This window comes from Dulcicalothrix desertica PCC 7102 (assembly GCF_003991905.1).
GTDB classification, from domain to species: Bacteria; Cyanobacteriota; Cyanobacteriia; order Cyanobacteriales; family Nostocaceae; genus Dulcicalothrix; species Dulcicalothrix desertica.
The window spans coordinates 634,207-655,648 of the sequence record NZ_RSCL01000001.1 but is presented as its reverse complement, the minus strand read 5'-3'; the positions used below and the strand labels follow the sequence as shown (position 1 = coordinate 655,648).

Here is a 21,442-nt window from a genome sequence, read left to right as displayed (position 1 = left end):
TTTTTTAGTAGCTTTATGACTCAAAACGTAAATTTTAACGATTCGCAATTAAATTCTGGTGTGCCTGCAAGTAGCTTGGGGATGATTCTTCAGCGTGGTGGTGAAGAGTTGAGACTACAAAAAGTTAATGACCGCTTTACTGTTCGTCTTAGTCGTAATTTGTCAACTCAAGATTTAGCGACTGTTAGCTGGGGTAACTGGCGCCGTACTATACCTGGTGCAAACCTTGAAGTATTCACAGTACCTTTTTCCCAGCTAGATACGGCGATGCAACAAGCACGCAACTCGTCGAGTGTAGATTTTGCCAGTCATGTTTACTCTGTTGAGAATAATCCTGGCACGGTTGTTTATTTAGGAGACCAAATTACAGTTCAATTTGCACCCTCTATTGATGCAGCTAAAATCAACACAATTGCTGCAACTTTAAATTTAATTAAAGATAAACCTGTAGAGGGATTGCCTAACACGTTTGTGTTTTTGGTTGGTAAAGGTGCTACCGAAAACCCAATTAAAATTACAAATCGATTACAGTCTCTCGGAGAAGTTTTAGCGGCTGAACCAAATGTTATTATTCGTACTGAGCCGCATTATAAACCTCGTGATACCCTTTATCCGCAGCAGTGGTATCTCAATAATAGTGGTGGCAGTCAATTAAAAGAAGGGGCACATATTTTTGCTGAACAAGCTTGGGATGTTACACGCGGTGTTCGTTCGGTTGTAGTGGCTGTTGTCGATGATTCTTTTGATTTGAACCACCCTGATTTTCAAGGTGCTGGAAAAGTTGTGGCGCCTCGAAATTTGAAGGATAATAATTTTTTACCGTTACCAGATGGAAGCGCAAATAGTCATGGAACGGCTTGTGCGGGTGTGGCTGTTGCATCTGAAAATGGAACGGGTATTGTGGGAGTGGCGCCTGGTTGTGCTTTAATGCCAATTCGTACTACTGGTTTTCTAGATGATGAGTCTATTGAACAAATTTTTGATTGGGCACAAGAAAAAGGAGCAAGTGTCATTTCTTGCAGTTGGGGCGCCTCTGCTGTTTACTTTCCTTTATCTTTACGGCAACGTGCAGCAATTACACGCGCAGCAACAAAAGGTCGCAATGGTAAAGGTTGTGTGATTTTATTTGCTGCGGGTAATGCTAATCGCCCCATTGATGGCACACTGAATGAAAAGAATTGGGTGAAAAATATAGTATCTGGGAATACTAAATGGCTCAGTGGTTTCGCGATACATCCCGATGTTATTGCTGTTGCAGCAACGACGAGTTTAGGTAAAAAAGCAGCTTACAGCAACTGGGGAAAAGCGATTTCTGTTTGCGCTCCAAGTAATAATGCACCCCCAGGAATGTGGTTTCAAACCACAGGGTACGTATATACAACACCACCTATCGCTACTGCATTACCTGGACTAGGAGTACTTACAACTGACCAGTTAGGAGCAGCAGGATACGATACGGGTGATTTTACAAGTGACTTTGGTGGAACATCGAGTGCCACCCCAGTTGTTGCAGGTGTTGCCGCACTAGTTTTGTCGGTGAACCCTTTACTTAGCGCGCAGCAGGTTAAGAAAATATTACAAGAAACGGCGGATAAAATTGTAGATAAAGACCCAGACCCACAACTGTTAATGCGCGCTGGTAGCTATGATGCCAACGGTCATTCTGAGTGGTTTGGGTATGGAAAAGTAAATGCACGCAATGCTGTAAGAGCAGCACAGCAATCAGCAAGTGCAACTTCTGCGGTAAGAGAAGTTACGGGAAAAAATCAAAATAGATTAACAATTCCTGACAACGACCGACAGGGAATGAAAAGCTTAATAGTAATTACGGACTCTAGTTTGGTGAAAAACATTGAGGTAAGTATTAGTATTACCCATGATTTTTTGGGTGATTTAGAAATTTATTTAATATCGCCAAACAATCAACGGGTTTTATTACAAAGCCGAACTTTAGGTCGTCGTCAGGAGTTAAACGCGAATTATACTCGAAGTTCGGCACCTGCATTAACTCAATTAATCAATACACCTTCCATAGGTCGATGGTTCCTTTGGGTTATTGACTACGCACCGCAAGATGTGGGAACGCTTAATAACTGGGAGCTAAAATTAGGAACTTAAGTTCCCAACCTTAATGTGCCCAAATTTAATGTGCCCAAATTTATGCCCAAACTTACGTATTAGTAATTTCCGCAAAAGTATGACTAGTAACTTCTGTTTGGTGGTGACTGAGTTGTTGTAACGAAGACGCTAAATCTGCCGTAAGCATTTTGGCGCCAAGTTTTGTGTTCGAGCCTAAATAATCAGCAACTTTAATTGGTTTACCAATGTTTATACTGACGTTTGTACCCCAAGTTGGATTAGTTCGACTGTAATCTATATTAATAGGAACTATTTTTACTCCCAAAGGGGCATGATTAGATTCTGCACTTATGGCTAGACGGGCAATTCCAGGTTTTAGGGGGTGAAGTTTACCTTTACGAATACCACCTTCAGGAAAAATAACTAGCGTTTCACCACGAATTAGTAATTCGACTGCGTGACGAAGTGTAGCAACTGAAGGGTGTTTGAGATTAACTGGGAACCCTCCTAAATGTTTAATAAACCATCCTTGCAATCCTTGGCATTCAGTTATAGTTACCATAAATCGCAAGTCGCGTCCTGTTACACAACGTCCTGCTGCATACGGAACGAATAATGCATCCCACCTTGACCGATGAGTGGGGGCAAGAATGACTGGACCCTCTTTAGGGATGTATTGTTGTCCAGTGACGGAAATACGCCCAAAAAACAAAGGCAGAAGCAAATGGCGCCCCAACAGATACGCCAAAGGAGCCAAAATCGGAGAAACGCGCGAGATATTGGTAAATGCAATCGGATTAGCAGCACTAGGAGCTAAATTGTAGTGGCTTTTATCCTTTGGGCAGTGAAATTCTGTCATAGTGGTGGCAGACGGATTGTCGGGTAAGATGTGATAAAAAATCTGATTAGATACACCGTAAATTTTCTTCCCTCATTTTTGTGACACCAGCTGGACAGTTTTAGCTCTGTCCCATTACAAATTTGAATGTCGTCGATTTGCAAACCAGGTTTGTAAAATATTACGGCAATCAGATTCCAGAATGCCTCCAATTACACTTAATCGATGATTGGAAGCCGCACTATCAGGGATGTTTAGAACTGTTCGCAACGCGCCAGTTTTAGCATCATCCACTCCATATACAACAAGTCCCACACGGGAATGTACAATTGCTCCAGCACACATCGGGCAAGGTTCAAGGGTGACGTAGAGAATACATTCATGTAGGCGCCAAGTTTTTAACGAACTCGATGCTGCCCTCAATGCGACTATTTCCGCGTGGGCAGTTGGGTCTTGGTCGCGTTCTTTTCTGTTCTCACCTTCTGCAATTAATTCTCCGTTGGAGTTAATTATTACTGCCCCTACAGGAATATCACCTGCGTCACCCGCAGATTGAGCTAATTGTAAAGCGTGATTCATCCATTGTCGATGTATAGTATATTCTGAGTATTTCATTAATTTTTTCTTATCATTAAAATTCTCTCATGAAAAAATATTTTATATTTTGTTGGGAAAATTTCTAAATAAAAATTTCAAACAAAATTGACAACGACTCGTTGTCAATTTCTATCAACTTCCTAGAGCAATTACTGCGTTAGTTCCACCAAACCCAAAACTTAAGCACATTGCTGTTTTGATTGTACTTACGTGGGGTTCGGTAACTAAATTTAAATCAAAGTCTGTTGAGCGCAAACCCACGCATGGTGGGAGTATTTGATTTTTTAATGCTAGTAATAAGAATGCCACACCTAAAGCACCACTGGCACCAATTGTATGACCCGTGGCGCCTTTAGTTGAACTGACATATGGGTGATGTGTAAAAACATGCTTGATAATACGACTTTCGACTTCATCGTTAAGTATTGTAGCGGTGCCGTGAGCATGAATGTAGTCGATGTCGCGCGGGTACAAATTGCTGCTAAGTAAACATTGTTTGATTGCAAAAGTCGCCATTTTTCCTTCGGGGTCTGGGGAGTTGGGATGATAAGCGTCAGCAGTTGATGCAAAGCCAAGAACTTTACCATAAATTCTTGCGTTTCTTTGTTTCGCTAACTGTTCTGACTCTAAAACAAATACCGCTCCACCTTCACCTAAAGCCAAACCTTCGCGATGTTTATCAAATGGGTATGCTCCAGTTTTTGCTAAAGCACCCATTTGTGAGAACCCATTAATAGTCATTGGTGTAATTGGTGCTTCGATTGCCCCTGCAATTACACGTAGACATTGACCAGTTTGAATAAGTGATGCGGCTTGAATAAGAGCAATTATTCCCGTTGCACATGCAGCCATTGGAGCTAAAACTATACCAGTGGCGCCGAGTAGTCGAGCAACTGAGATAGCGTTCATATGGGGTAAACTATTAAGCCAATTATTTCCCCATTGAGTTTTGTTATTAGGTTCATGACCCATATTCCACACATCAGGCGCCATTTTTTCCCATGTTGCCTGATATGCACGACTAGAACCAATAACCACACCACAGTCAGGTTGTTGTGGCGCCAAACCAGCATCTTGAAGTGCAGAAAAAACAACCAGTTGAGTTAAAGCTTGTAACTCTACTGGTTGTCTACCAATCATCGCTAAAGGACGTGGTGCAAGTTCTGAAAATGGTTGTCGTAAACTAATTCCTGTCTTTCCAGCAATAAGACTTTGCCAACTAGCTTCCAAGTTTTCACCTATCGCTGAAATTAAACCAATACCAGTTACTACAACACCACTCATCACTCAGCACTCAGAACTAGCGCACTTTTTACTACTTCCCGCCATTTTTGAGATTTTCAGCACCTTGTGTGACTTTGGCATCGTCAATGCGGTCACCTTGCTGAATTTTGTCAACGATATCCATACCGTCGGTAACGTAACCAAATACAGCATACGAACCATCGAGAAATTCGAGGTCTGCTAAAGCAAAGTAGAACTGTGAAGAAGCGGAGTTGGGCATTTGGGAACGTGCCATTGCAACGGCGCCTAACTTATGAGTAAGTAAAGGGGGTTGGCTAATTCTTGCTTCTTGGAAAGTTTTACCGTAGATAGGAGCATCTGAACCTTTGGGTTTAATTTCTAAGGGGATGCGCCGTTCACTACCAGTATTTTTATCGATAAAGCCACCTGAACCCAAGCGATTTGCAGGGAAGTTGGTATCTTTACTTTGGGGGTCTCCACCTTGAACTACAAATGGCTGAGGACTGCGTACAACCCGGTGGAAAGATAAGCCATTGTAAACACCTCTTTGAACTAAATCAACAAAATTTCCAGCTGAAATTGGAGCATTTGTGCCGTCAACTTCAATAGTGATGGGTGACCCTTTAACGGTCATCACTACGGTTGCTTTTCCTTCGAGTTGTGGTAAATCGTTCATACCTGGGATTTCACTATTATTTTGAGATACAGAGGTTGTTTGAGTTGCTGTCTCTGTTGTAGCTGTCGTCGTCGCTGTGGTTTTTGCTTCGACTGCCGTTGCGGTTGAGTCGCTACTAGTACTTGCTTGTGGTGTCGTACATCCACCCAAAAGTAAAGCTCCTACAACTACAAGTGCTATCAAAAACTTAGGAATTTTCACACCGTTACCAGTTTTACTCTCAACTTGAGTATCTTAATCAAAATTTTAGATTTTAGACTCAGCATCTAAAATCTAATCATTTTTAAAGACCTTCAACCGACACACCTAAAAATCGAGCTAGTTTGGCGCCTTCAACTTCCAAATCTTTTAATGGAATTGGTTGCCCGACTCGTGTTAAAGGAATATCTCGACGACCTTTGACGCGCAAATACAGCGCACGACGGGGGTTTAGACCTTCTTTAATTTCAACGCGCACTGACTGTACATCTTTGGTCGAAAAGTCAATCTCGATTTTGCGGTTTTTGCCAGGAAAACCCCAACGAAAAATTTTAATTTTATTCGTCTCGCGATTAAATTCGTTATAACCGCCACCGATATCCCATAAAATTGCCAGCCAAAGGTAAAGCGATAGAAGTAAACCAGCTATACCATATAGCCCCATTACGATGCCTTGGGGGATGAAGATTAATTGGGTGGCATCGGTGACGGGAAGTAAATTGACTTTAAGATAACTTGACAATCCAGCTAGTAAGAACCCTGTTGCACCAGAAGTAACAACAATAGCCCACCAGTAATTGCTAAATCGACGAGAACCCAGAACTTTTTGATTCAAAACGTTTGAAGCGGAGTTATCGCCGTTGGGCGATTCACCTTTGTTTATTGTTGTTGAAGCTGTCATGTTACCACCGCCGCTATTACCTGTTATCCAATTATCTCAATACTGGCCATATTAGCTCACTTCAGCCGTGCGCTTGTGTTTGTGTGCGTAATTGTTCGGGTATTGTTTGGCTGACGCCGTGTGACTCCGTGAAGAAACGTAAATTTTAAGTTTTCTGAGAAAACATGTGTCAAATTGTTAATTTTCTGATATTGATATTAATAGTGGTGTTTGCGTTTTATCCCTGATTTACAAGTGTAAGTGAGGCATAAAGGCGAACAATGTGGTAAGTTAAGATTGGTTAAGAAAACACGCATGACTTTTTAAGCTGCGTGGTGAGCGGTTGTGACGACACCGTGGGAGTCATAGAGCGACATGCTAGTTGGCTTCTCATAAATCTTGGTAACTTTTGAAGTAGCTGAGAACGTCAAAAACAAACGTTAATTCCTCATGGGCAGTTACAAAACGTGAAGAAGTATGTATATTCCTTCTGTTTTGTGGGCTGTATTAAAACGTCGCAATTTTAGTAAATTAAGAGGATTATACAGGAAATGACCATCGCAGTAGGACGCGCCCCCAGAAGTCGTGGGTGGTTTGACGTACTCGACGACTGGTTGAAGCGTGACCGTTTTGTGTTTGTAGGCTGGTCGGGGATTTTACTGTTTCCCTGTGCTTTCCTAGCACTCGGCGGTTGGCTAACCGGCACAACCTTCGTCACCTCGTGGTACACTCACGGATTAGCATCAAGCTACTTAGAAGGTTGTAACTTCTTGACAGTAGCTGTTTCAACTCCAGCAGACGCAATGGGTCACTCATTGTTACTTTTATGGGGACCTGAAGCACAAGGCGATTTTACCCGTTGGTGTCAATTGGGTGGTTTATGGGCATTCGTAGCATTGCACGGCGCCTTTGGATTGATTGGCTTTATGCTACGTCAGTTTGAAGTTGCACGCTTAGTAGGAATTCGTCCTTACAACGCAATTGCTTTCAGTGCGCCTATCGCTGTATTCGTCAGCGTATTCTTGATGTACCCATTGGGTCAATCATCATGGTTCTTCGCTCCTAGCTTTGGAGTAGCAGCAATCTTCCGTTTCTTGCTATTCTTACAAGGTTTCCACAACTGGACACTCAACCCCTTCCATATGATGGGTGTAGCGGGTGTACTAGGTGGTGCGCTGTTGTGTGCGATTCACGGTGCTACTGTGGAAAACACATTGTTTGAAGACGGTGATGCATCGAACACCTTCCGTGCGTTCAACCCAACTCAGGCAGAAGAAACATATTCGATGGTGACTGCAAACCGTTTCTGGTCACAGATTTTCGGTATTGCTTTCTCTAACAAACGCTGGTTGCACTTCTTTATGTTATTCGTACCTGTAACAGGGTTATGGATGAGTGCAGTTGGTATCGTTGGTCTCGCGCTCAACTTACGTGCTTACGACTTCGTATCGCAAGAGTTACGTGCCGCAGAAGACCCCGAATTTGAAACTTTTTATACCAAGAACATTTTGCTAAACGAGGGTATCCGCGCTTGGATGGCTCCTCAAGATCAGCCTCACGAAAAATTTGTATTCCCCGAAGAGGTACTACCGCGTGGTAACGCTCTCTAATCGTTCAATAAGTCTGGGTGGTCGCGACCAAGAATCCACCGGTTTCGCTTGGTGGTCTGGCAACGCCCGTTTAATCAATTTGTCCGGTAAGCTGTTGGGCGCCCATGTAGCCCACTCTGGTTTGATAGTATTCTGGGCTGGTGCCATGACTTTATTTGAAGTCGCGCACTTTATTCCTGAAAAGCCCATGTACGAGCAAGGTTTAATCTTGCTACCTCACTTAGCAACTCTCGGTTGGGGTGTAGGTCCAGGTGGCGAAGTATTTGATACATTCCCTTACTTCGTAGTTGGTGTACTCCACTTAATTTCTTCCGCAGTTTTAGGATTTGGCGGTATTTATCACGCTGTTCGTGGTCCTGAAACCTTAGAAGAATACTCTTCATTCTTTGGTTACGACTGGAAAGACAAGAACAAGATGACCAACATCATCGGGTTCCACTTAATCATTCTTGGTTGTGGTGCGTTGTTGTTGGTGCTGAAGGCTATGTTCTTTGGCGGTTTGTACGATACTTGGGCGCCAGGTGGTGGTGACGTTCGCGTCATTACGAACCCAACATTGAACCCAGCAACAATTTTTGGTTACTTGCTCAAGTCACCCTTCGGTGGAGAAGGTTGGATTGTTAGCGTTAATAACCTCGAAGACGTTGTTGGTGGTCACATTTGGGTGGCTCTGCTTTGTATTGGTGGTGGTATTTTCCACATCTTCTCTAAACCTTTTGCTTGGGCACGTCGTGCATTCATTTGGTCTGGTGAAGCTTACCTATCATATAGCTTAGGCGCGTTGTCCTTAATGGGCTTCATCGCTTCTTGTATGGTTTGGTACAACAATACCGTATACCCCAGCGAATTCTTCGGTCCTACTGGGCCTGAAGCTTCACAAGCACAAGCATTAACCTTCTTGATTCGTGACCAACGCTTAGGTGCGAACGTAGGTTCTGCTCAAGGTCCAACAGGTCTTGGTAAATACTTAATGCGCTCACCTTCTGGTGAAATCATCTTTGGTGGTGAAACCATGCGCTTCTGGGACTTTAAAGGTCCTTGGTTAGAGCCATTACGTGGACCAAATGGTCTTGACCTCGACAAAATCAAGAATGATATTCAGCCTTGGCAAGCACGTCGTGCTGCTGAGTACATGACACACGCTCCTCTGGGTTCTTTGAACTCTGTGGGTGGTGTTGCGACTGAAATCAACTCCTTTAACTACGTGTCTCCTCGTGCGTGGTTGTCAACTTCTCACTTCGTATTAGGATTCTTCTTCCTTATTGGTCACTTATGGCACGCAGGCCGCGCACGCGCTGCTGCTGGTGGTTTCGAGAAAGGTATCGACCGTGAGAACGAGCCAGTAATGTTTATGAAGGAACTTGATTAATTGCTTTTGTTTCCAAGAGCAAACATTCATAATTTTCATAACTGATTAATCGTGTTACCCTCGAAATTTATCGAGGGTTTTTTATTGCTGTTTGATTTTAGTAATAGATTATCTAATCAAAATTTAATAATTTAAAATACGTATATACACTGTTTACAAATTATTTTTAAATACATTATTGCGTTGTGATACTCTTATCAATTAGATTACGGATTAAGGGCAAAACCTCTCAATATTAAAGTTCGTCTTGTGTAGTGGGATAACTGGATAAGTATTACGGGCGTGTATTTACTGCTACTTTAAGTAAATACTGAATATTCTTTAGGAACTCTTCAAGGGATTTCCAGCAAAATTCACCTGGTAGAAGAAATTTCCGACTTTAATAATGAGATAAGGGTTTCAACGCTCTTTATTCCATTTTCGTGCAGCGAGTTGACAGTGCATGAGCTACTGCTTAAATCCTACCTGTCCTAATCCAGAGAATCCAGCTTTTAGCGAGAGGTGTCAGTCTTGTGGCTCGCGCTTGATGTTGCGCGACCGCTATCGTGTCCAGAAAGCGCTAGGTCAAGGTGGTTTCGGTGCAACATTCATTGCCCTTGATGAATCTTTGCCTGGAGAACCGACGTGTGTTATTAAACAACTGCGTCCTTCAGGAACCGCACCCCATGTCTTGCAAATGGCACGCGAACTGTTCGAGCGCGAAGCTATGACTTTAGGAAAAATTGGCAACCATCCTCAAGTTCCGAGGTTGCTAGATTTTTTTGAAGACCGTGAGCAATTTTATTTAGTCCAGGAATACATATCTGGCGCCACTTTGCAGCAAGAAGTGAAAGCCCAAGGAGTATTCAGCGAAGCTGGAGTAAAACAATTCTTGAGTGAAGTATTACCATTGCTACAATACATCCACGAGCAAAAGGTAATTCATCGTGACATCAAGCCAGCAAACTTGATACGTCGCGCTCAAGATAGCCGACTAGTACTAATTGACTTTGGTGCAGTGAAAAATCAAGTTAGCCAAACAGCAGCGCTTCAATCTGGACAAACCGCATTGACAGCATACGCAATTGGTACTCCTGGGTTTGCACCACCAGAACAAATGGCAATGCGTCCTGTATATTCTTCGGATATTTACGCATTGGGTGTTACTTGTATTTACTTACTTACTGGCAAATCTCCAAAAGATTTGGATTACAATCCAACCACTGGCGAAATGATGTGGGAACACTTAGTACAAATTAGTCCCCACCTTAGTGATGTACTACGAAAAATGCTTGATGTGTCAGTGAGAAATCGCTATCAATCATCGCCGGATGTACTACGCGCGCTAGAAATGGAGCCATACCTTGATAGTCTTGCCCAAAGCTTGGTTAGCCGACCAGCTGGTGGAATCAAAGACAGAAGTAGTCGTTTTGACGATTCAGCAGCATTACTAAGTAATTCTTCGAGTGGTTATTCAAGTGCAGGTGTTGCACAAGTGGCTGCCGCAATTCGTGAAAGGCGAGCGAAGGTAGCACAAGCTACAAGTGCAACTGCTCATAAATTAGCGACAGCTAAATCGAGTGGGTCGGGTACTATGAATACTAGCAGCAGCCTCGGTTCTAAATCTCAAGTGACGCGCTTATTTAATACTGAAGGGCTACGAGCCGCTTATACTAAAGGTCGGCGCGATTTTGCACTTCATAATCTGAGCTTGCTTAACTTGGTAGGAATTGATTTATCAGGAGCAAGCTTCCACTCTGGAGTATTAGAGCGTGCTAACCTAAGCGGCGCCAACTTACATAATAGTGATTTTGGCAGAGCCAGCCTTAACCGCGCTAATCTTCGCGATGCCAACATGAGCAAAGCTTATTTAAGTCACGCCGATTTAGAAGGCGCCGACTTACGTGGTGCTGACCTTAGTTATGCTTATCTTAATAATGCCAATCTGCGCGGAGCTAACTTATGTGGTGCAAATCTTACTGGCGCCAAAGTTTCAGACGACCAACTGGCATTAGCTAAAACCAACTGGATGACGGTACGTCCGTCGGGTAAACGCGGTTTATTGTAAATGACTTTATATCAAAATTCATTGCAATAAACCGTTAGCGCTGCTAAAAGCCAACAAAAATGATGCAAGAACTGTTGAAAATTATCAACAGTTTAAGATTGGTGCGGTTTAATACTCGCCTACCGAATAAAAGAGCCTTGACTGATTCAGGCACCCCTTAATTCGGCGCACTTTGTCTATTTAAATAAATTTAATAATCGTTCACATATTATTTAAGAATTATTTTATAAATACTTAATTAATATTTAATTATTGCAAATGCCTACTTGTGCATTTGCATTTTTTCATACCAAGCATGTGTCTATATGAATAACTTTTTGTTAGCTGCTTGAAAGCATTATTGAATCAAGGCTTCTTAAGATTTTTTTCGCAAAAACTTGTATAGAAAAAATAGAAAACTGTATATAATAGAACACCAAGTCCCTGTAATAATATTGTTATCAAATTATTATATGTTGTAAAAAAGATACTAAAACCTAACTGGAAATTACTGATATTACTTTTCAAATGCGATAGGATGATGAGAAATCGTCATCAGCCAAGCGATAGGTTTCTTAATAAATAGAATTTGTTGTTATAGTTAGAGGCTCACTAAATTATGCTTGAGTGTGTGGAAGCAGAACTCGAACGACGATTGTGTCTATATCAAACGTTTATAAAATTATATGAACACCACGCCAGTCTTCTAGATTCCATTCTTGAATTAGAGACTTTCAACCCAAGCTCGGTAGGAGTTAAGTCATTTTACTTGCAGGGTGTTATAGACAATACTTGTGTATACGTAACTACTAATTTATGTCAGGGTCAAACGCTTTGTTTGAGACAACCACAAAGTATTTGGACGTTGGGACGAGATAAAAATAGTGGTATTCATCTGGTTGATTCATATGCATCCCGGTCTCATGCAGCTATTTACTATGAAGAACAAAAGTTTTACTTAGTTGATTTCAACAGTACTAATGGTTCGTATGTTAATGGTGAGCGTATATTTAAATCGATTGAGCTAAAAGACAATGACCATATTCGCTTAGGAAATACAACCTTCGATTTTTTCTTAAATGTAAGTACTCGTATTTTGCCAGAAGTCGCATTAGAATCACTAATGCTAACTGCACAAGAATCACTAGAAGTCACAGCTACGAGAAATCTTTATCAATACCCTGGTAGTGTTTTAGAAATTTTAGAAGGCGCCGGATATGCTGGTTGTATAAACAAGGCGCCTTTACAGAAAATACAATCAAACCAGTCAGCTTTACAATTATTACAGTTTGAGCAGTCACAGGAGATTGTAGATTATTTTTTGAGCAAAAATATAACTAAATAACTTTAATCGACTCTTCACACACACAACAATGGCTGAACGGCTAGAATCCCTAAAAGCAGCAATACTGGCAAGCTTCGGCGCCATTTTTGCATTTACAATAATAAACCTAATACAAATCAAATTTTCAATCTTTAGTAGTACTTTTGATTTACATTGGTGGCTAAGTGCTGCTATCGTATTGTTTTCTGGATTTTTATTTGGAGTTACCTACAGATATATTATTCGTGATGATAATAACTTTCAGCTTAAAGCTGGAGGTGTAATGGCATTTGCTGTAGTAAGAGGATTAGTACAAGCTGATACCAAACTCGCAATGGTTAGTGATATTAACGATATCTTCTCGTTAGCTTTGCCTTTAGCTGTACTTTTAGCGGAAAATGTATTTTTGTTTGGATTAGCAGCAATATTACTTGACGTGGCAATACAAAATAGCTGGATAAAAGCTTTTAAATCGGAATCGTAACGACTGTGATTAATTGGCGCCTGCATCAATAGAGGGTATTTTAATAATTTATATATTAATCGTGGTTACAATAACCGAGATGATTATAAAAATGTAAAATATGGATTCTCACAAGTACTGGATTGTCGTAGCATCAAAAAACCATGTCCAAAATGGAGTTTTGGGTAGTTTCATGCAAGCGTGTCATGGTAAAGCATCGCCTTTAAGACGGTTACAGCCAGATGACCTTGTAATTTATTACTCACCGAAACAAATATTTGAGGGGGAAGAAAAATGCCAAGCGTTTACAGCAATAGGTCGAGTGGTAGAAAATTCGGTTTAACATGAGTGATATGAATAATGGTTTTATGCCGTTTCGTCGTTCGGTGGAGTTTTTTGATTGTAATGAAGTAAGTATAATACCTTTGATTCCTAATTTACATTTCATAAAGAATAAGCGTAATTGGGGCTACGTATTCCGATATGGCTTGTTTGAAATACAACAGCCTGACTTTGACTTAATTCACAGTCAGATGTGCCCAACCTGCATAGAAAATCGAGGTAGTGTCCGTTGAACTCGCCACACAAGATAATGGTATTTCAGTTTGAAAACCCAGATGACAGCCCAGGATTTTTACTGTGGCAAGTGTCAAATCTTTGGCAGCGAAAAATGAATTCTGGATTGAAAAAGTTGGGTTTAACCCACGTACAGTTTGTTTTGCTAGCGGGAATAATTTGGCTCAGTCAAGGTCAACAAACAGTTACCCAAGCCAAATTAGCTGCTCATGCCAAGGCAGATATTATGATGACTTCCAAAGTTTTACGCGCGTTGGAACAACGAGGATTAATCAAGCGTGAGACTGATGCAAAAGACACCAGAGCAAAATCTTTAACGATTACTAAGGAAGGTTATGATTTAGCAATTGCAGCAATCCATGTTGTTAACAAAGTTGACAGCGATTTTTTTGGTACGTTAAATGGCCAAGTATCAGATTTGAATTCACACCTTTTAAAAATTATCAGTGCCAATAATTCTTAGGGGTAAGAGGTAAGGGGTAAAGAGTAAAGGGATAAATACTACATATATGATTTGAGGGTATGACGCTGTGTTATACCCTTTTTCGTTAATTTATTATGTATTACGTGTAATATATAATAAAAACTAATGTTGAAGCAGGAAATAATATGTCTAAAAATAAAGATAGAAATTTTTATTACTTGGTGGTTGATTTAGAGGCGACTTGTTCTGAAGATGGCGCCGTTCCACGTCATGAAATGGAGATAATTGAAATTGGTGCCGTGATGCTTAATCGTTCGACATGGCAGATAGATTCGGAATTTCAGCAATTCATTAAACCCGTTAGAAACCCACATTTAACAGAATTTTGTATAGAACTCACGACTATTAAACAAGAAGATGTGGAGAAGGCGCCTATATTTCCTGAAGCAATGATTAATTTTCAACATTGGCTATCGGAGTTTGCTAATTATATTTTTTGCTCTTGGGGAGAATATGATAGAAAACAATTTATCCAAGACTGCGAATTTCATGGAGTTATCTATCCATTTAATTCTGAGCATATAAATATAAAGAAGCAGTTTTCAGAATATCTTGGTGTATCAAAAGGTTATGGGATGGCGGGCGCCTTATCAAAATTGGGAATAGTGTTAAAAGGCACTCACCATCGTGGTATAGATGATGCACGTAACATTGCTAGCATTTTTAAGCACATCAAAACTAGTAATAAGTAAAAGTCAATAATTGAAATTACTGTATCATAATTAACTAGATTTCACATCAAATACGTAATAGCATTCAAAGTGGAGCTTGTAGTGGTCAGGATTAATTTTCTGCCAATCTTCAATCATTTGTTGATTTATATTTATGCCATCTACAAAACTGTCACATGAACTGAGTTAAGAATAGTACTAGTATATAAAAATAGTTGCAGCATTTGATACACTCAACCGACAACGAGTATTTCGTAACAAAAAATATAAAATTAACATGAATTTTTACGTGTAAATAGCGAGAATATTTATGTTGATTTTATAAAGCAGCATTCAATAACATTATTTTGTAAGGGTTTCCGGAATTAGGGAACAATGTTGGGAAAGTATAAAAAGGAATGACTAAGTAACCAACTCATGACTCACCACATGCTCGGTAAAGTACTGTATAGACGTTACCAAATCGTACAAAGCCTAGGTGCTGGGGTGTTTGGACAGACATACATTGCTGTAGATATCGACCACCCAGAGAACCCAAAGTGCGTTGTTAAGCAACTGAAAGTAACAAATTTTCATCCAAGTCACTTGGAAACGTTGAGGTTACGGTTTTTGACGGAGACCGAAACTCTCAAGCAGTTAGGACACCATAACCAAATTCCGGAACTTATTGCTTGTTTTGAAGAGAATGAGCGTTTTTACTTAGTTCAAGAGTTTATTGAAGGACATGCGCTGACGGCAGAATTGCCCACCAAGAACAACTTTAGTTATTTCTGGAACGAAAACGAAGTTATCAAGTTGTTGATGGACGTTCTAGAAATTCTTCATTTTGTTCACTCCAATGGTGTTATTCACTGCGATGTTAAGCCAGAAAATTTAATCCGTCGCGTTAGTGATGGTAAGATAGTACTAATAGATTTTGGTTCGATTCAGCCAGTTGATTTTGGGACAGATACAGAACTACCAATTTATCGGATACCTGTTACTTCGTTAGGATATATTCCTCCTGAGCAATTTATTGGTCAGACACAACTTAGTAGTGATATTTATGCGCTGGGGATGATTGCTATTCAAGCGTTGACGGGTTTAACACCATTGCAGTTACAAGTAGACCCTCGTAGCAATGAAATTATTTGGAGAACCCAAGAAACAGAAGTAAGCGATTATTTGACTATGGTTATTAGTAAAATGATTCGTTACAGCCATAAAAATCGTTTTCAAACAGCAGCAGAGGTATATCAGGCACTTCAACAGATACCAGAATATATTTACACGAAGACAGTTGAGGCTGAGTATACAATTGTTGAGACAGTAGATTCGCAAAACCTAGCTAATGGTAAAAACGGTGTTAGGAAAACTTCACCATTGTTAACAGGTGTAAAAGTTGGATTAGTTGCAAATTCGTTGGTGATGGGTTTTGGAGTTTACTCGTTGCTAAATAGTAATACTCCGGCGCCATCAGAAACAGATACATTATATAAAGCGACAGAAGACTTCCAGTCAGGGGATTTAAACGGCGCCATTGCGAAAGCAAAATCAATACCTGTAACTTCTAACGTTTATCCAGAAGCGCAAGCGACGATAGAAGAATGGCTTTCGCAGTGGCAAATAGCAGCAGAACAATATAAAACTGCGGAAAATGCCGTTTCGGAGGGACGTTGGTCGGATGTATTAAAAGTAGCTCCTATTGTTCCAGATATTTTATACTGGCAAACCAAAACTGACAGATTAGTTGCACAAGCAAATCGTCATATTGAGGTTCAAAGCAAGACTTTATTAGCGAGAGCTTATGAAAAGGCAGGCGCCAAAGACTTCAATGAGGCATTGAATTATTTAAATCAAATACCCAAAAACAACAGTACCAATCCAGTAGTCGAGCTAAAGGTAGCTGAATATACTCAAAAACGTCATGTGCGTGCAGCATATATATTGCAGCAAGCGTATAAAAAAGCTACAAACCAGGACTTTAATGCGGCAGTTAAATATTTAGAGCAAATACCCGAAGATACTTCAGTATACGCAACAGCACAAGCAAAGCTGATTGAGTACACACAAAAACAGCGATTTGTTCAAGGAGAAGAAGTTGCAATGTCTACTGCACAAACTTCAAACCTAACTCGTAATCAAACTAGTACTAACAATTCGTTTATTAATGGCGCCTCACAAACTAGACTCCAAGATTTGCACCCTGGAGATTTTATGCAAGAGGTAAATATTAGATAATTAGCCAAATAGATAACTAGCTAACTAGCTAATAGCTAATTATCTTTTAATTATCTGTTGGGGTTGTTGAAGTTGTTGCTGCTGCGCTTGCAATGCTTTGAGAGCATTTATTGCTTGCTGGTAATCTGGTTTCAGTTGAATGGCACGTTCATAAGAAGCAATAGCATCTTGAAAACGCTGCATATTAAAGAATGCGTTTCCTCGACTGTACCAACTTTCGTAATGGTCTGGTTTATAACGAATCACGCGGTTGTATGATGCTGCTGCATCTTCGTAGCGTTTAAGGCTAAATAGTGAATTACCGCGATTGAACCAAACTTGATAGTTGTTACGTTTAATCGCTATTGCTTTATCGTAAGATTGTACAGCTTGTTCATATTGTTGCTGTTGATGTAATAACCAACCACGAGTTGAAAACGCTTCGTGATTATTAGAGTCATATTTTATTAGCTGGTTGAATGAGTCAATAGCTTCTGGATATCGTCGTAAATTTAGTAACATATTGCTTCGGGAAAACCACGCAGCCGCATAATCTGGTTTGAGTTGTACGGCTTTATCGTAAGCGTTAAATGCGTCTTGATAACGTTGTAAATTTGTTAACGCATTGCCTTTACTATACCAAGCTGCTTCGTAACTTGGTTTTAGCTCTATTGTTTTATCATAAGCGTTTAGAGCGTCATCATAACGTTTGAGGGTATGAAGTATTTTGCCCTTATTGAACCAAGATTGATAATAATCTGGTTTTAGCTCGACAGCTTTATCAAAAGCCTTAATTGCATCATCATAACGTTTCAAATCAGCCAAAGATTCACCTTTAGCGTTCCATACCTCAAAATCGTTCTGTTGTATAGTTAATGCTTTATCATATGAAGCAATAGCTTCGCTTTGACGATTTAACTTATCTAAAGTAAAACCTCGACCTCTCCAAGCGTCTTTATTATTTGGAGAAATTTGAATAGCTTTATCGTATGCTAGTAAAGCATCTTTATATCGTTTGAGTTCATGTAAAGCTTTACCCTTACCATACCAAGCATCACCATAATCAGCACGTATTTCAACAGCTTTTTGATATGTATTTAAAGCATCATTATAACGTTGCAATTCATATAAGGTATTGGCTTGTTTATACAGTTCAGCAGAATTATTGGAATTTATAGCACTTGCAACAAACATATATACTGTTGTCGCACAACCTAGCAAAGCTATTCCTGTTATAGTTTTAGTAACGATACTTTTTATATTGATAGACTTAATAAATTTAATATAATTTACAGGCTGAATATGTTGCTGTACTAAAACAATAGGAGATGCGGGAGAAGCAACAATTGTAGCTTGAGATGACTGGCGTTTATTTAAATCTTTAAATGCTTGTAGCGCCATACTAGCATCTTGGTACCGTTGACGAAAATCGTACCGTACCATTTTATCTAGAATTGCTGCAAGCTCGTCACTTACAGTTGTTTGATGGCGCCAAACAATTTCATTCGTAGACTCATCATATTCTAACTGTTCGGGTGGTATACCTGTTAAAGCTTGAATACCAATAATACCTAGTGCATAAATATCACTGCTATATCTAGGGTTTCCCTGTGCTTGTTCGCTAGGAATGTATCCGGGAGTACCTATAGCAACAGTAAATTTTTGACTTTGAGAAGTTACAACATTTGTAGTAATTTGCTTAACGGCGCCGAAATCAATTAAAAATAACCTATTATCGTGTTTGTGACGGAGGATATTACGAGGGTTTATATCGCGATGAATAACTTTATTTTGATGAACAAATTTTAAGATTTCTAAAATTTCTTGCAAAAGTAAAATAACTTGTTCTTGGGAGTAAACTTTACCTGGTATCAATTCAACGCTCAGGTCATGACCTTCAATGAATTCTTGCACAAGGTAAAACTCTTGATTTTCCTCAAAATAAGCTTTTAACTGAGGAATTTGTTCGTGAGTACCTAACTTATATAAAACCTGTGCCTCAGTATCAAATAGTCTCCGTGCAGTTTGTAGAGTTTCAGGGTCATTGGATTGAGGCTTGAGTTTTTTAACCACACATTGCGGTGTACCAGGGAGTTGTGAGTCCGAAGCAACATAAGTTTCACCAAATCCACCACCCCCAAGGCTATTAATAATTTGGTATCGAAGTGCGAGTGTGCTTCCTAACATTTGCTTTAATTAATGCGATACATCTAATTTTAATATTGACATACTCAATTTTATGATTCCTGTTAGCGATAATGTATTCTTGTTTACGCGCGCCAAGCCGTTAGCGATCTGGAGCTTAATTGGTTTAAACATCGCTTTATTTTTATACGAACTAAAGCTCGAACTGTCAGGAGAACTAGGATATTTTATTAATGCTTGGGGAGTAGCGCCTGCAGAAATATCGGGTGCAATGGCAAGTACCGCATCAGGTAATGCAGCAGCAAGCATAGCCATCATAATACGTTCGACGTCCTTACTAGCAGGAATGTTTCTGCATGGCAGTTTTGCCCAAATATTGGGAAATATGCTGTTTTTATGGGTATTTGGTAGCACTCTCGAAAAAGTACTCGCTCCGGTGCGCTTCTTAGCTCTTTATCTGGGAGCCGGAATATTAACAACTATAGTACAAATATTCGTAGAACCAAATTTAGCAGTACCGTTAATTGGAGCGAATGGCGCCGTAGCTGCGTGCTTAGGAGCATACATATATAAATTTCCTAAAGTTAAAATAGATTCAGTGTTACCTTTACTAGTTGTATTTATTCCTGTAGAAATACCTGCTTTTTTGTATTTATTTTGGTGGTTTATTCAACAACTATTTTATGGAATAGGTAGTTTAGATATTCCGCCCAATGGTGTTAACCAATGGAGTATAGGTTATTGGACGCATGGAATTGGAATTTTGTTTGGCGCCGTTTTTATGCGATTTCAGCAAAGGTGAAATATATAAAGCAGTTTATAATCGTAAATAAGGTAATAACAACTTTTTGCCGAATTCAAGTTTTTTGTTACCTTTCTCAATAAAAAGTGGAGTAATACTTGGGAGGAAGGCAAAGCACCAGATATTATTATTGAGCTACTTTCTAGTAGTACAGCAGCTACAGATAAAGATGAGAAAAAAATTCTTTATCATAACAAAATGCGTGTACCTGAGTATTTTTGGTTTAATCCTTTTGATCCAAGTGACTTGGCAGGATTCTCATTCCACAGTAAAACATATCAGCCAATATATCCAAACGCGCAAGGTCAGCTAGTCAGTCAAGTACTCGGTTTAACACTAGTACGATGGCAAGGTAACTATAAAGGTATAAATAATATCACTTGGTTACGCTGGGCAACCTTGGATGGGCAGTTATTACCAAACTCTGAAGAAATTGCAGAACTTGAAAAACAACGTGCCGAACAACAGGAACAACGTGCTGAACAAGAAAAACTGCGTGCGGATAATGCTGAGTCTCAATTAAAGCAAGTTGCAGCAAATTTACTCAAGCAAGGAATACCTGTGGAACAGGTAGCGCAAATAACAGGTTTACCAGAATCACAAGTTACAGAACTTGGTAATTAAATCTTGATTGCAATTACCACATCAATAGTAAGGTGGGCAGTGCTACAATATTTCTCCTAGAACTGCCAAAATTTCCCGAACAGGCGCCTTACATTGATTTAACTCTTGAACTACCTTTAGTAATTTCTTAGGAATATACCTAGAAGATTTTGATAAGCAGTCTCCTTTTTTCCAAAATTCATACTGAAAGTACGCTTCGTGATATTCTTTACCATTTTTAATAGAAGTCCGGTAATATATACATCCACTACCGTCACCCTTTAGGCGCCGCTTTTTCCTAGAGGATATATTTGAGTCTTGTTTATCCTCTAGGAATTCCGCGCCATCTATTTTCCTAGAGGATATATTGATGTCTTGCTTATCCTCTAGGAATTCCGCATCATCATTTTTCCTAGAGGATATATTTGAGTCTTGTTTATCCTCTAGGAATTCCGCGCCATCTATTTTCCTAGAGGATATATTTGAGTCTTGCTTATCCTCTAGGAATTCCGCGCCATCTATTTTCCTAGAGGATATATCGAGGTCTTGTATATCCTCTAGGAATTCCGCGCCATCTATTTTCCTAGAGGATATATCGAGGTCTTGCTTATCCTCTAGGAATTTCGCGCCATCTATTTTCCTAGAGGATATATCGAGGTCTTGCTTATCCTCTAGGAATTTCGCATCATCATTTTTCCTAGAAGATATATTTGTGTTCGAGGATTTCCTAATCTTGTTTCCAGTCCAGTATCTACCTCCTGGCTCTTTAGCTGGAAAAAGGCGCGCTTTAACTGAAACAGAATTTCTGTTGAAATCTTTAGTAGATGTAGTATTCATAAGTGACACCTCTAATAATGCATAATGATTCGCTCTTGA

Annotated in this window: 19 protein-coding genes and 1 pseudogene; 13 read left to right on the top strand and 7 right to left on the bottom strand. The window is 39.9% G+C overall.

Annotated features, from left to right (window positions below; translation table 11 throughout):
• Window positions 1–15 precede the first annotated feature (15 nt).
• Window positions 16–2,118 carry a S8 family serine peptidase gene (locus DSM106972_RS02930; protein ID WP_127078646.1) on the top strand — a complete coding sequence of 701 codons (2,103 nt, stop codon included), beginning with the start codon at window positions 16–18 and terminating at the stop codon, window positions 2,116–2,118.
• 52 nt (window positions 2,119–2,170) lie between these two features.
• Here DSM106972_RS02930 and DSM106972_RS02925 read toward each other — a convergent pair whose 3' ends face one another.
• The 5 genes from DSM106972_RS02925 to DSM106972_RS02905 all read right to left on the bottom strand — a co-directional run bounded on the left by DSM106972_RS02925 (window position 2,171) and on the right by DSM106972_RS02905 (window position 6,315).
• Complete coding sequence (locus DSM106972_RS02925; RefSeq protein WP_127078644.1) at window positions 2,171–2,938, bottom strand: lysophospholipid acyltransferase family protein; 768 nt, start codon at window positions 2,936–2,938, stop codon at window positions 2,171–2,173.
• A gap of 114 nt (window positions 2,939–3,052) precedes the next feature.
• Entirely contained in the window at window positions 3,053–3,532 is a 480-nt protein-coding gene (gene tadA / locus DSM106972_RS02920) for a tRNA adenosine(34) deaminase TadA (RefSeq protein WP_127078642.1), read from the bottom strand.
• Window positions 3,533–3,646: 114 nt separating this feature from the next.
• Window positions 3,647–4,798 (bottom strand): beta-ketoacyl-ACP synthase, encoded by a 1,152-nt coding sequence (locus DSM106972_RS02915; protein ID WP_127078640.1) that lies wholly within the window; start codon window positions 4,796–4,798, stop codon window positions 3,647–3,649.
• Window positions 4,799–4,829: 31 nt separating this feature from the next.
• Window positions 4,830–5,636 (bottom strand): peptidylprolyl isomerase, encoded by an 807-nt coding sequence (locus DSM106972_RS02910; protein WP_127078638.1) that lies wholly within the window; start codon window positions 5,634–5,636, stop codon window positions 4,830–4,832.
• An 82-nt stretch (window positions 5,637–5,718) separates the two neighbouring features.
• Complete coding sequence (locus DSM106972_RS02905; protein ID WP_127078636.1) at window positions 5,719–6,315, bottom strand: photosystem I assembly protein Ycf4; 597 nt, start codon at window positions 6,313–6,315, stop codon at window positions 5,719–5,721.
• Between the two features lie 530 nt (window positions 6,316–6,845).
• Between DSM106972_RS02905 and psbD the strand changes: the two genes are divergently transcribed.
• The 10 genes from psbD (at window position 6,846) to DSM106972_RS02860 (ending at window position 17,037) form a co-directional block, all read left to right on the top strand.
• Window positions 6,846–7,904, top strand: coding sequence for a photosystem II reaction center subunit D2 (psbD, locus tag DSM106972_RS02900; protein ID WP_019489143.1), 1,059 nt, complete (start codon window positions 6,846–6,848; stop codon window positions 7,902–7,904).
• Entirely contained in the window at window positions 7,888–9,273 is a 1,386-nt protein-coding gene (gene psbC / locus DSM106972_RS02895) for a photosystem II reaction center protein CP43 (RefSeq protein WP_019493911.1), read from the top strand. Before psbD ends, psbC begins: the two co-directional genes overlap by 17 nt.
• A gap of 442 nt (window positions 9,274–9,715) precedes the next feature.
• Entirely contained in the window at window positions 9,716–11,320 is a 1,605-nt protein-coding gene (locus DSM106972_RS02890) for a serine/threonine-protein kinase (protein WP_127078634.1), read from the top strand.
• A gap of 598 nt (window positions 11,321–11,918) precedes the next feature.
• Window positions 11,919–12,644 carry an FHA domain-containing protein gene (locus DSM106972_RS02885; RefSeq protein WP_233787775.1) on the top strand — a complete coding sequence of 242 codons (726 nt, stop codon included), beginning with the start codon at window positions 11,919–11,921 and terminating at the stop codon, window positions 12,642–12,644.
• Window positions 12,645–12,672: 28 nt separating this feature from the next.
• Window positions 12,673–13,107, top strand: a complete 435-nt coding sequence (locus DSM106972_RS02880; RefSeq protein WP_127078630.1) for a hypothetical protein — start codon at window positions 12,673–12,675, stop codon at window positions 13,105–13,107.
• Window positions 13,108–13,207: 100 nt separating this feature from the next.
• The gene (locus DSM106972_RS53075; protein WP_233787776.1) at window positions 13,208–13,429 is read left to right on the top strand and encodes an EVE domain-containing protein; all 222 of its coding nucleotides are present in this window, start codon (window positions 13,208–13,210) and stop codon (window positions 13,427–13,429) included.
• A 1-nt stretch (window position 13,430) separates the two neighbouring features.
• Window positions 13,431–13,661, top strand: coding sequence for an EVE domain-containing protein (locus DSM106972_RS53070; protein WP_233787777.1), 231 nt, complete (start codon window positions 13,431–13,433; stop codon window positions 13,659–13,661).
• A 17-nt stretch (window positions 13,662–13,678) separates the two neighbouring features.
• Entirely contained in the window at window positions 13,679–14,125 is a 447-nt protein-coding gene (locus tag DSM106972_RS02870; protein WP_127078628.1) for a MarR family winged helix-turn-helix transcriptional regulator, read from the top strand.
• Window positions 14,126–14,271: 146 nt separating this feature from the next.
• The gene (locus tag DSM106972_RS02865) at window positions 14,272–14,838 is read left to right on the top strand and encodes a 3'-5' exonuclease (protein ID WP_127078626.1); all 567 of its coding nucleotides are present in this window, start codon (window positions 14,272–14,274) and stop codon (window positions 14,836–14,838) included.
• 396 nt (window positions 14,839–15,234) lie between these two features.
• Window positions 15,235–17,037: a serine/threonine-protein kinase gene (locus DSM106972_RS02860; RefSeq protein WP_233787778.1), complete on the top strand. Its 1,803-nt coding sequence runs from the start codon at window positions 15,235–15,237 to the stop codon at window positions 17,035–17,037.
• Between the two features lie 39 nt (window positions 17,038–17,076).
• On the opposite strand, the gene DSM106972_RS02855 is transcribed toward DSM106972_RS02860, so the two are convergent.
• Window positions 17,077–19,203 carry a tetratricopeptide repeat protein gene (locus tag DSM106972_RS02855; protein WP_127078624.1) on the bottom strand — a complete coding sequence of 709 codons (2,127 nt, stop codon included), beginning with the start codon at window positions 19,201–19,203 and terminating at the stop codon, window positions 17,077–17,079.
• 52 nt (window positions 19,204–19,255) lie between these two features.
• Between DSM106972_RS02855 and DSM106972_RS02850 the strand changes: the two genes are divergently transcribed.
• Together DSM106972_RS02850 and DSM106972_RS02845 are read left to right on the top strand one after the other, a co-directional pair.
• A complete protein-coding gene (locus tag DSM106972_RS02850) occupies window positions 19,256–19,963 on the top strand; it encodes a rhomboid family intramembrane serine protease (protein ID WP_127078622.1) in 708 nt (235 codons plus the stop codon).
• Between the two features lie 108 nt (window positions 19,964–20,071).
• Window positions 20,072–20,587: pseudogene (locus tag DSM106972_RS02845) on the top strand (Uma2 family endonuclease); the annotation flags it as partial.
• 42 nt (window positions 20,588–20,629) lie between these two features.
• Here DSM106972_RS02845 and DSM106972_RS02840 read toward each other — a convergent pair.
• On the bottom strand, window positions 20,630–21,403 hold the full coding sequence (locus DSM106972_RS02840; protein WP_127078618.1) for a hypothetical protein: 774 nt from the start codon (window positions 21,401–21,403) through the stop codon (window positions 20,630–20,632).
• Window positions 21,404–21,442 lie beyond the last annotated feature (39 nt).

Excerpts from the sequence above, each read along its gene's own strand:
- DSM106972_RS02930 (WP_127078646.1), top strand. The coding sequence starts at position 16 with ATGACTCAAAACGTAAATTTTAACGATTCGCAATTAAATTCTGGTGTG.
- DSM106972_RS02925 (WP_127078644.1), bottom strand. The coding sequence starts at position 2,938 with ATGACAGAATTTCACTGCCCAAAGGATAAAAGCCACTACAATTTAGCT.
- tadA (WP_127078642.1), bottom strand. The coding sequence starts at position 3,532 with ATGAAATACTCAGAATATACTATACATCGACAATGGATGAATCACGCT.
- DSM106972_RS02915 (WP_127078640.1), bottom strand. The coding sequence starts at position 4,798 with ATGAGTGGTGTTGTAGTAACTGGTATTGGTTTAATTTCAGCGATAGGT.
- DSM106972_RS02905 (WP_127078636.1), bottom strand. The coding sequence starts at position 6,315 with ATGACAGCTTCAACAACAATAAACAAAGGTGAATCGCCCAACGGCGAT.
- psbD (WP_019489143.1), top strand. The coding sequence starts at position 6,846 with ATGACCATCGCAGTAGGACGCGCCCCCAGAAGTCGTGGGTGGTTTGAC.
- DSM106972_RS02890 (WP_127078634.1), top strand. The coding sequence starts at position 9,716 with ATGAGCTACTGCTTAAATCCTACCTGTCCTAATCCAGAGAATCCAGCT.
- DSM106972_RS02885 (WP_233787775.1), top strand. The coding sequence starts at position 11,919 with ATGCTTGAGTGTGTGGAAGCAGAACTCGAACGACGATTGTGTCTATAT.
- DSM106972_RS02880 (WP_127078630.1), top strand. The coding sequence starts at position 12,673 with ATGGCTGAACGGCTAGAATCCCTAAAAGCAGCAATACTGGCAAGCTTC.
- DSM106972_RS53075 (WP_233787776.1), top strand. The coding sequence starts at position 13,208 with ATGGATTCTCACAAGTACTGGATTGTCGTAGCATCAAAAAACCATGTC.
- DSM106972_RS53070 (WP_233787777.1), top strand. The coding sequence starts at position 13,431 with ATGAGTGATATGAATAATGGTTTTATGCCGTTTCGTCGTTCGGTGGAG.
- DSM106972_RS02870 (WP_127078628.1), top strand. The coding sequence starts at position 13,679 with ATGGTATTTCAGTTTGAAAACCCAGATGACAGCCCAGGATTTTTACTG.
- DSM106972_RS02865 (WP_127078626.1), top strand. The coding sequence starts at position 14,272 with ATGTCTAAAAATAAAGATAGAAATTTTTATTACTTGGTGGTTGATTTA.
- DSM106972_RS02860 (WP_233787778.1), top strand. The coding sequence starts at position 15,235 with ATGACTCACCACATGCTCGGTAAAGTACTGTATAGACGTTACCAAATC.
- DSM106972_RS02855 (WP_127078624.1), bottom strand. The coding sequence starts at position 19,203 with ATGTTAGGAAGCACACTCGCACTTCGATACCAAATTATTAATAGCCTT.
- DSM106972_RS02850 (WP_127078622.1), top strand. The coding sequence starts at position 19,256 with ATGATTCCTGTTAGCGATAATGTATTCTTGTTTACGCGCGCCAAGCCG.
- DSM106972_RS02840 (WP_127078618.1), bottom strand. The coding sequence starts at position 21,403 with ATGAATACTACATCTACTAAAGATTTCAACAGAAATTCTGTTTCAGTT.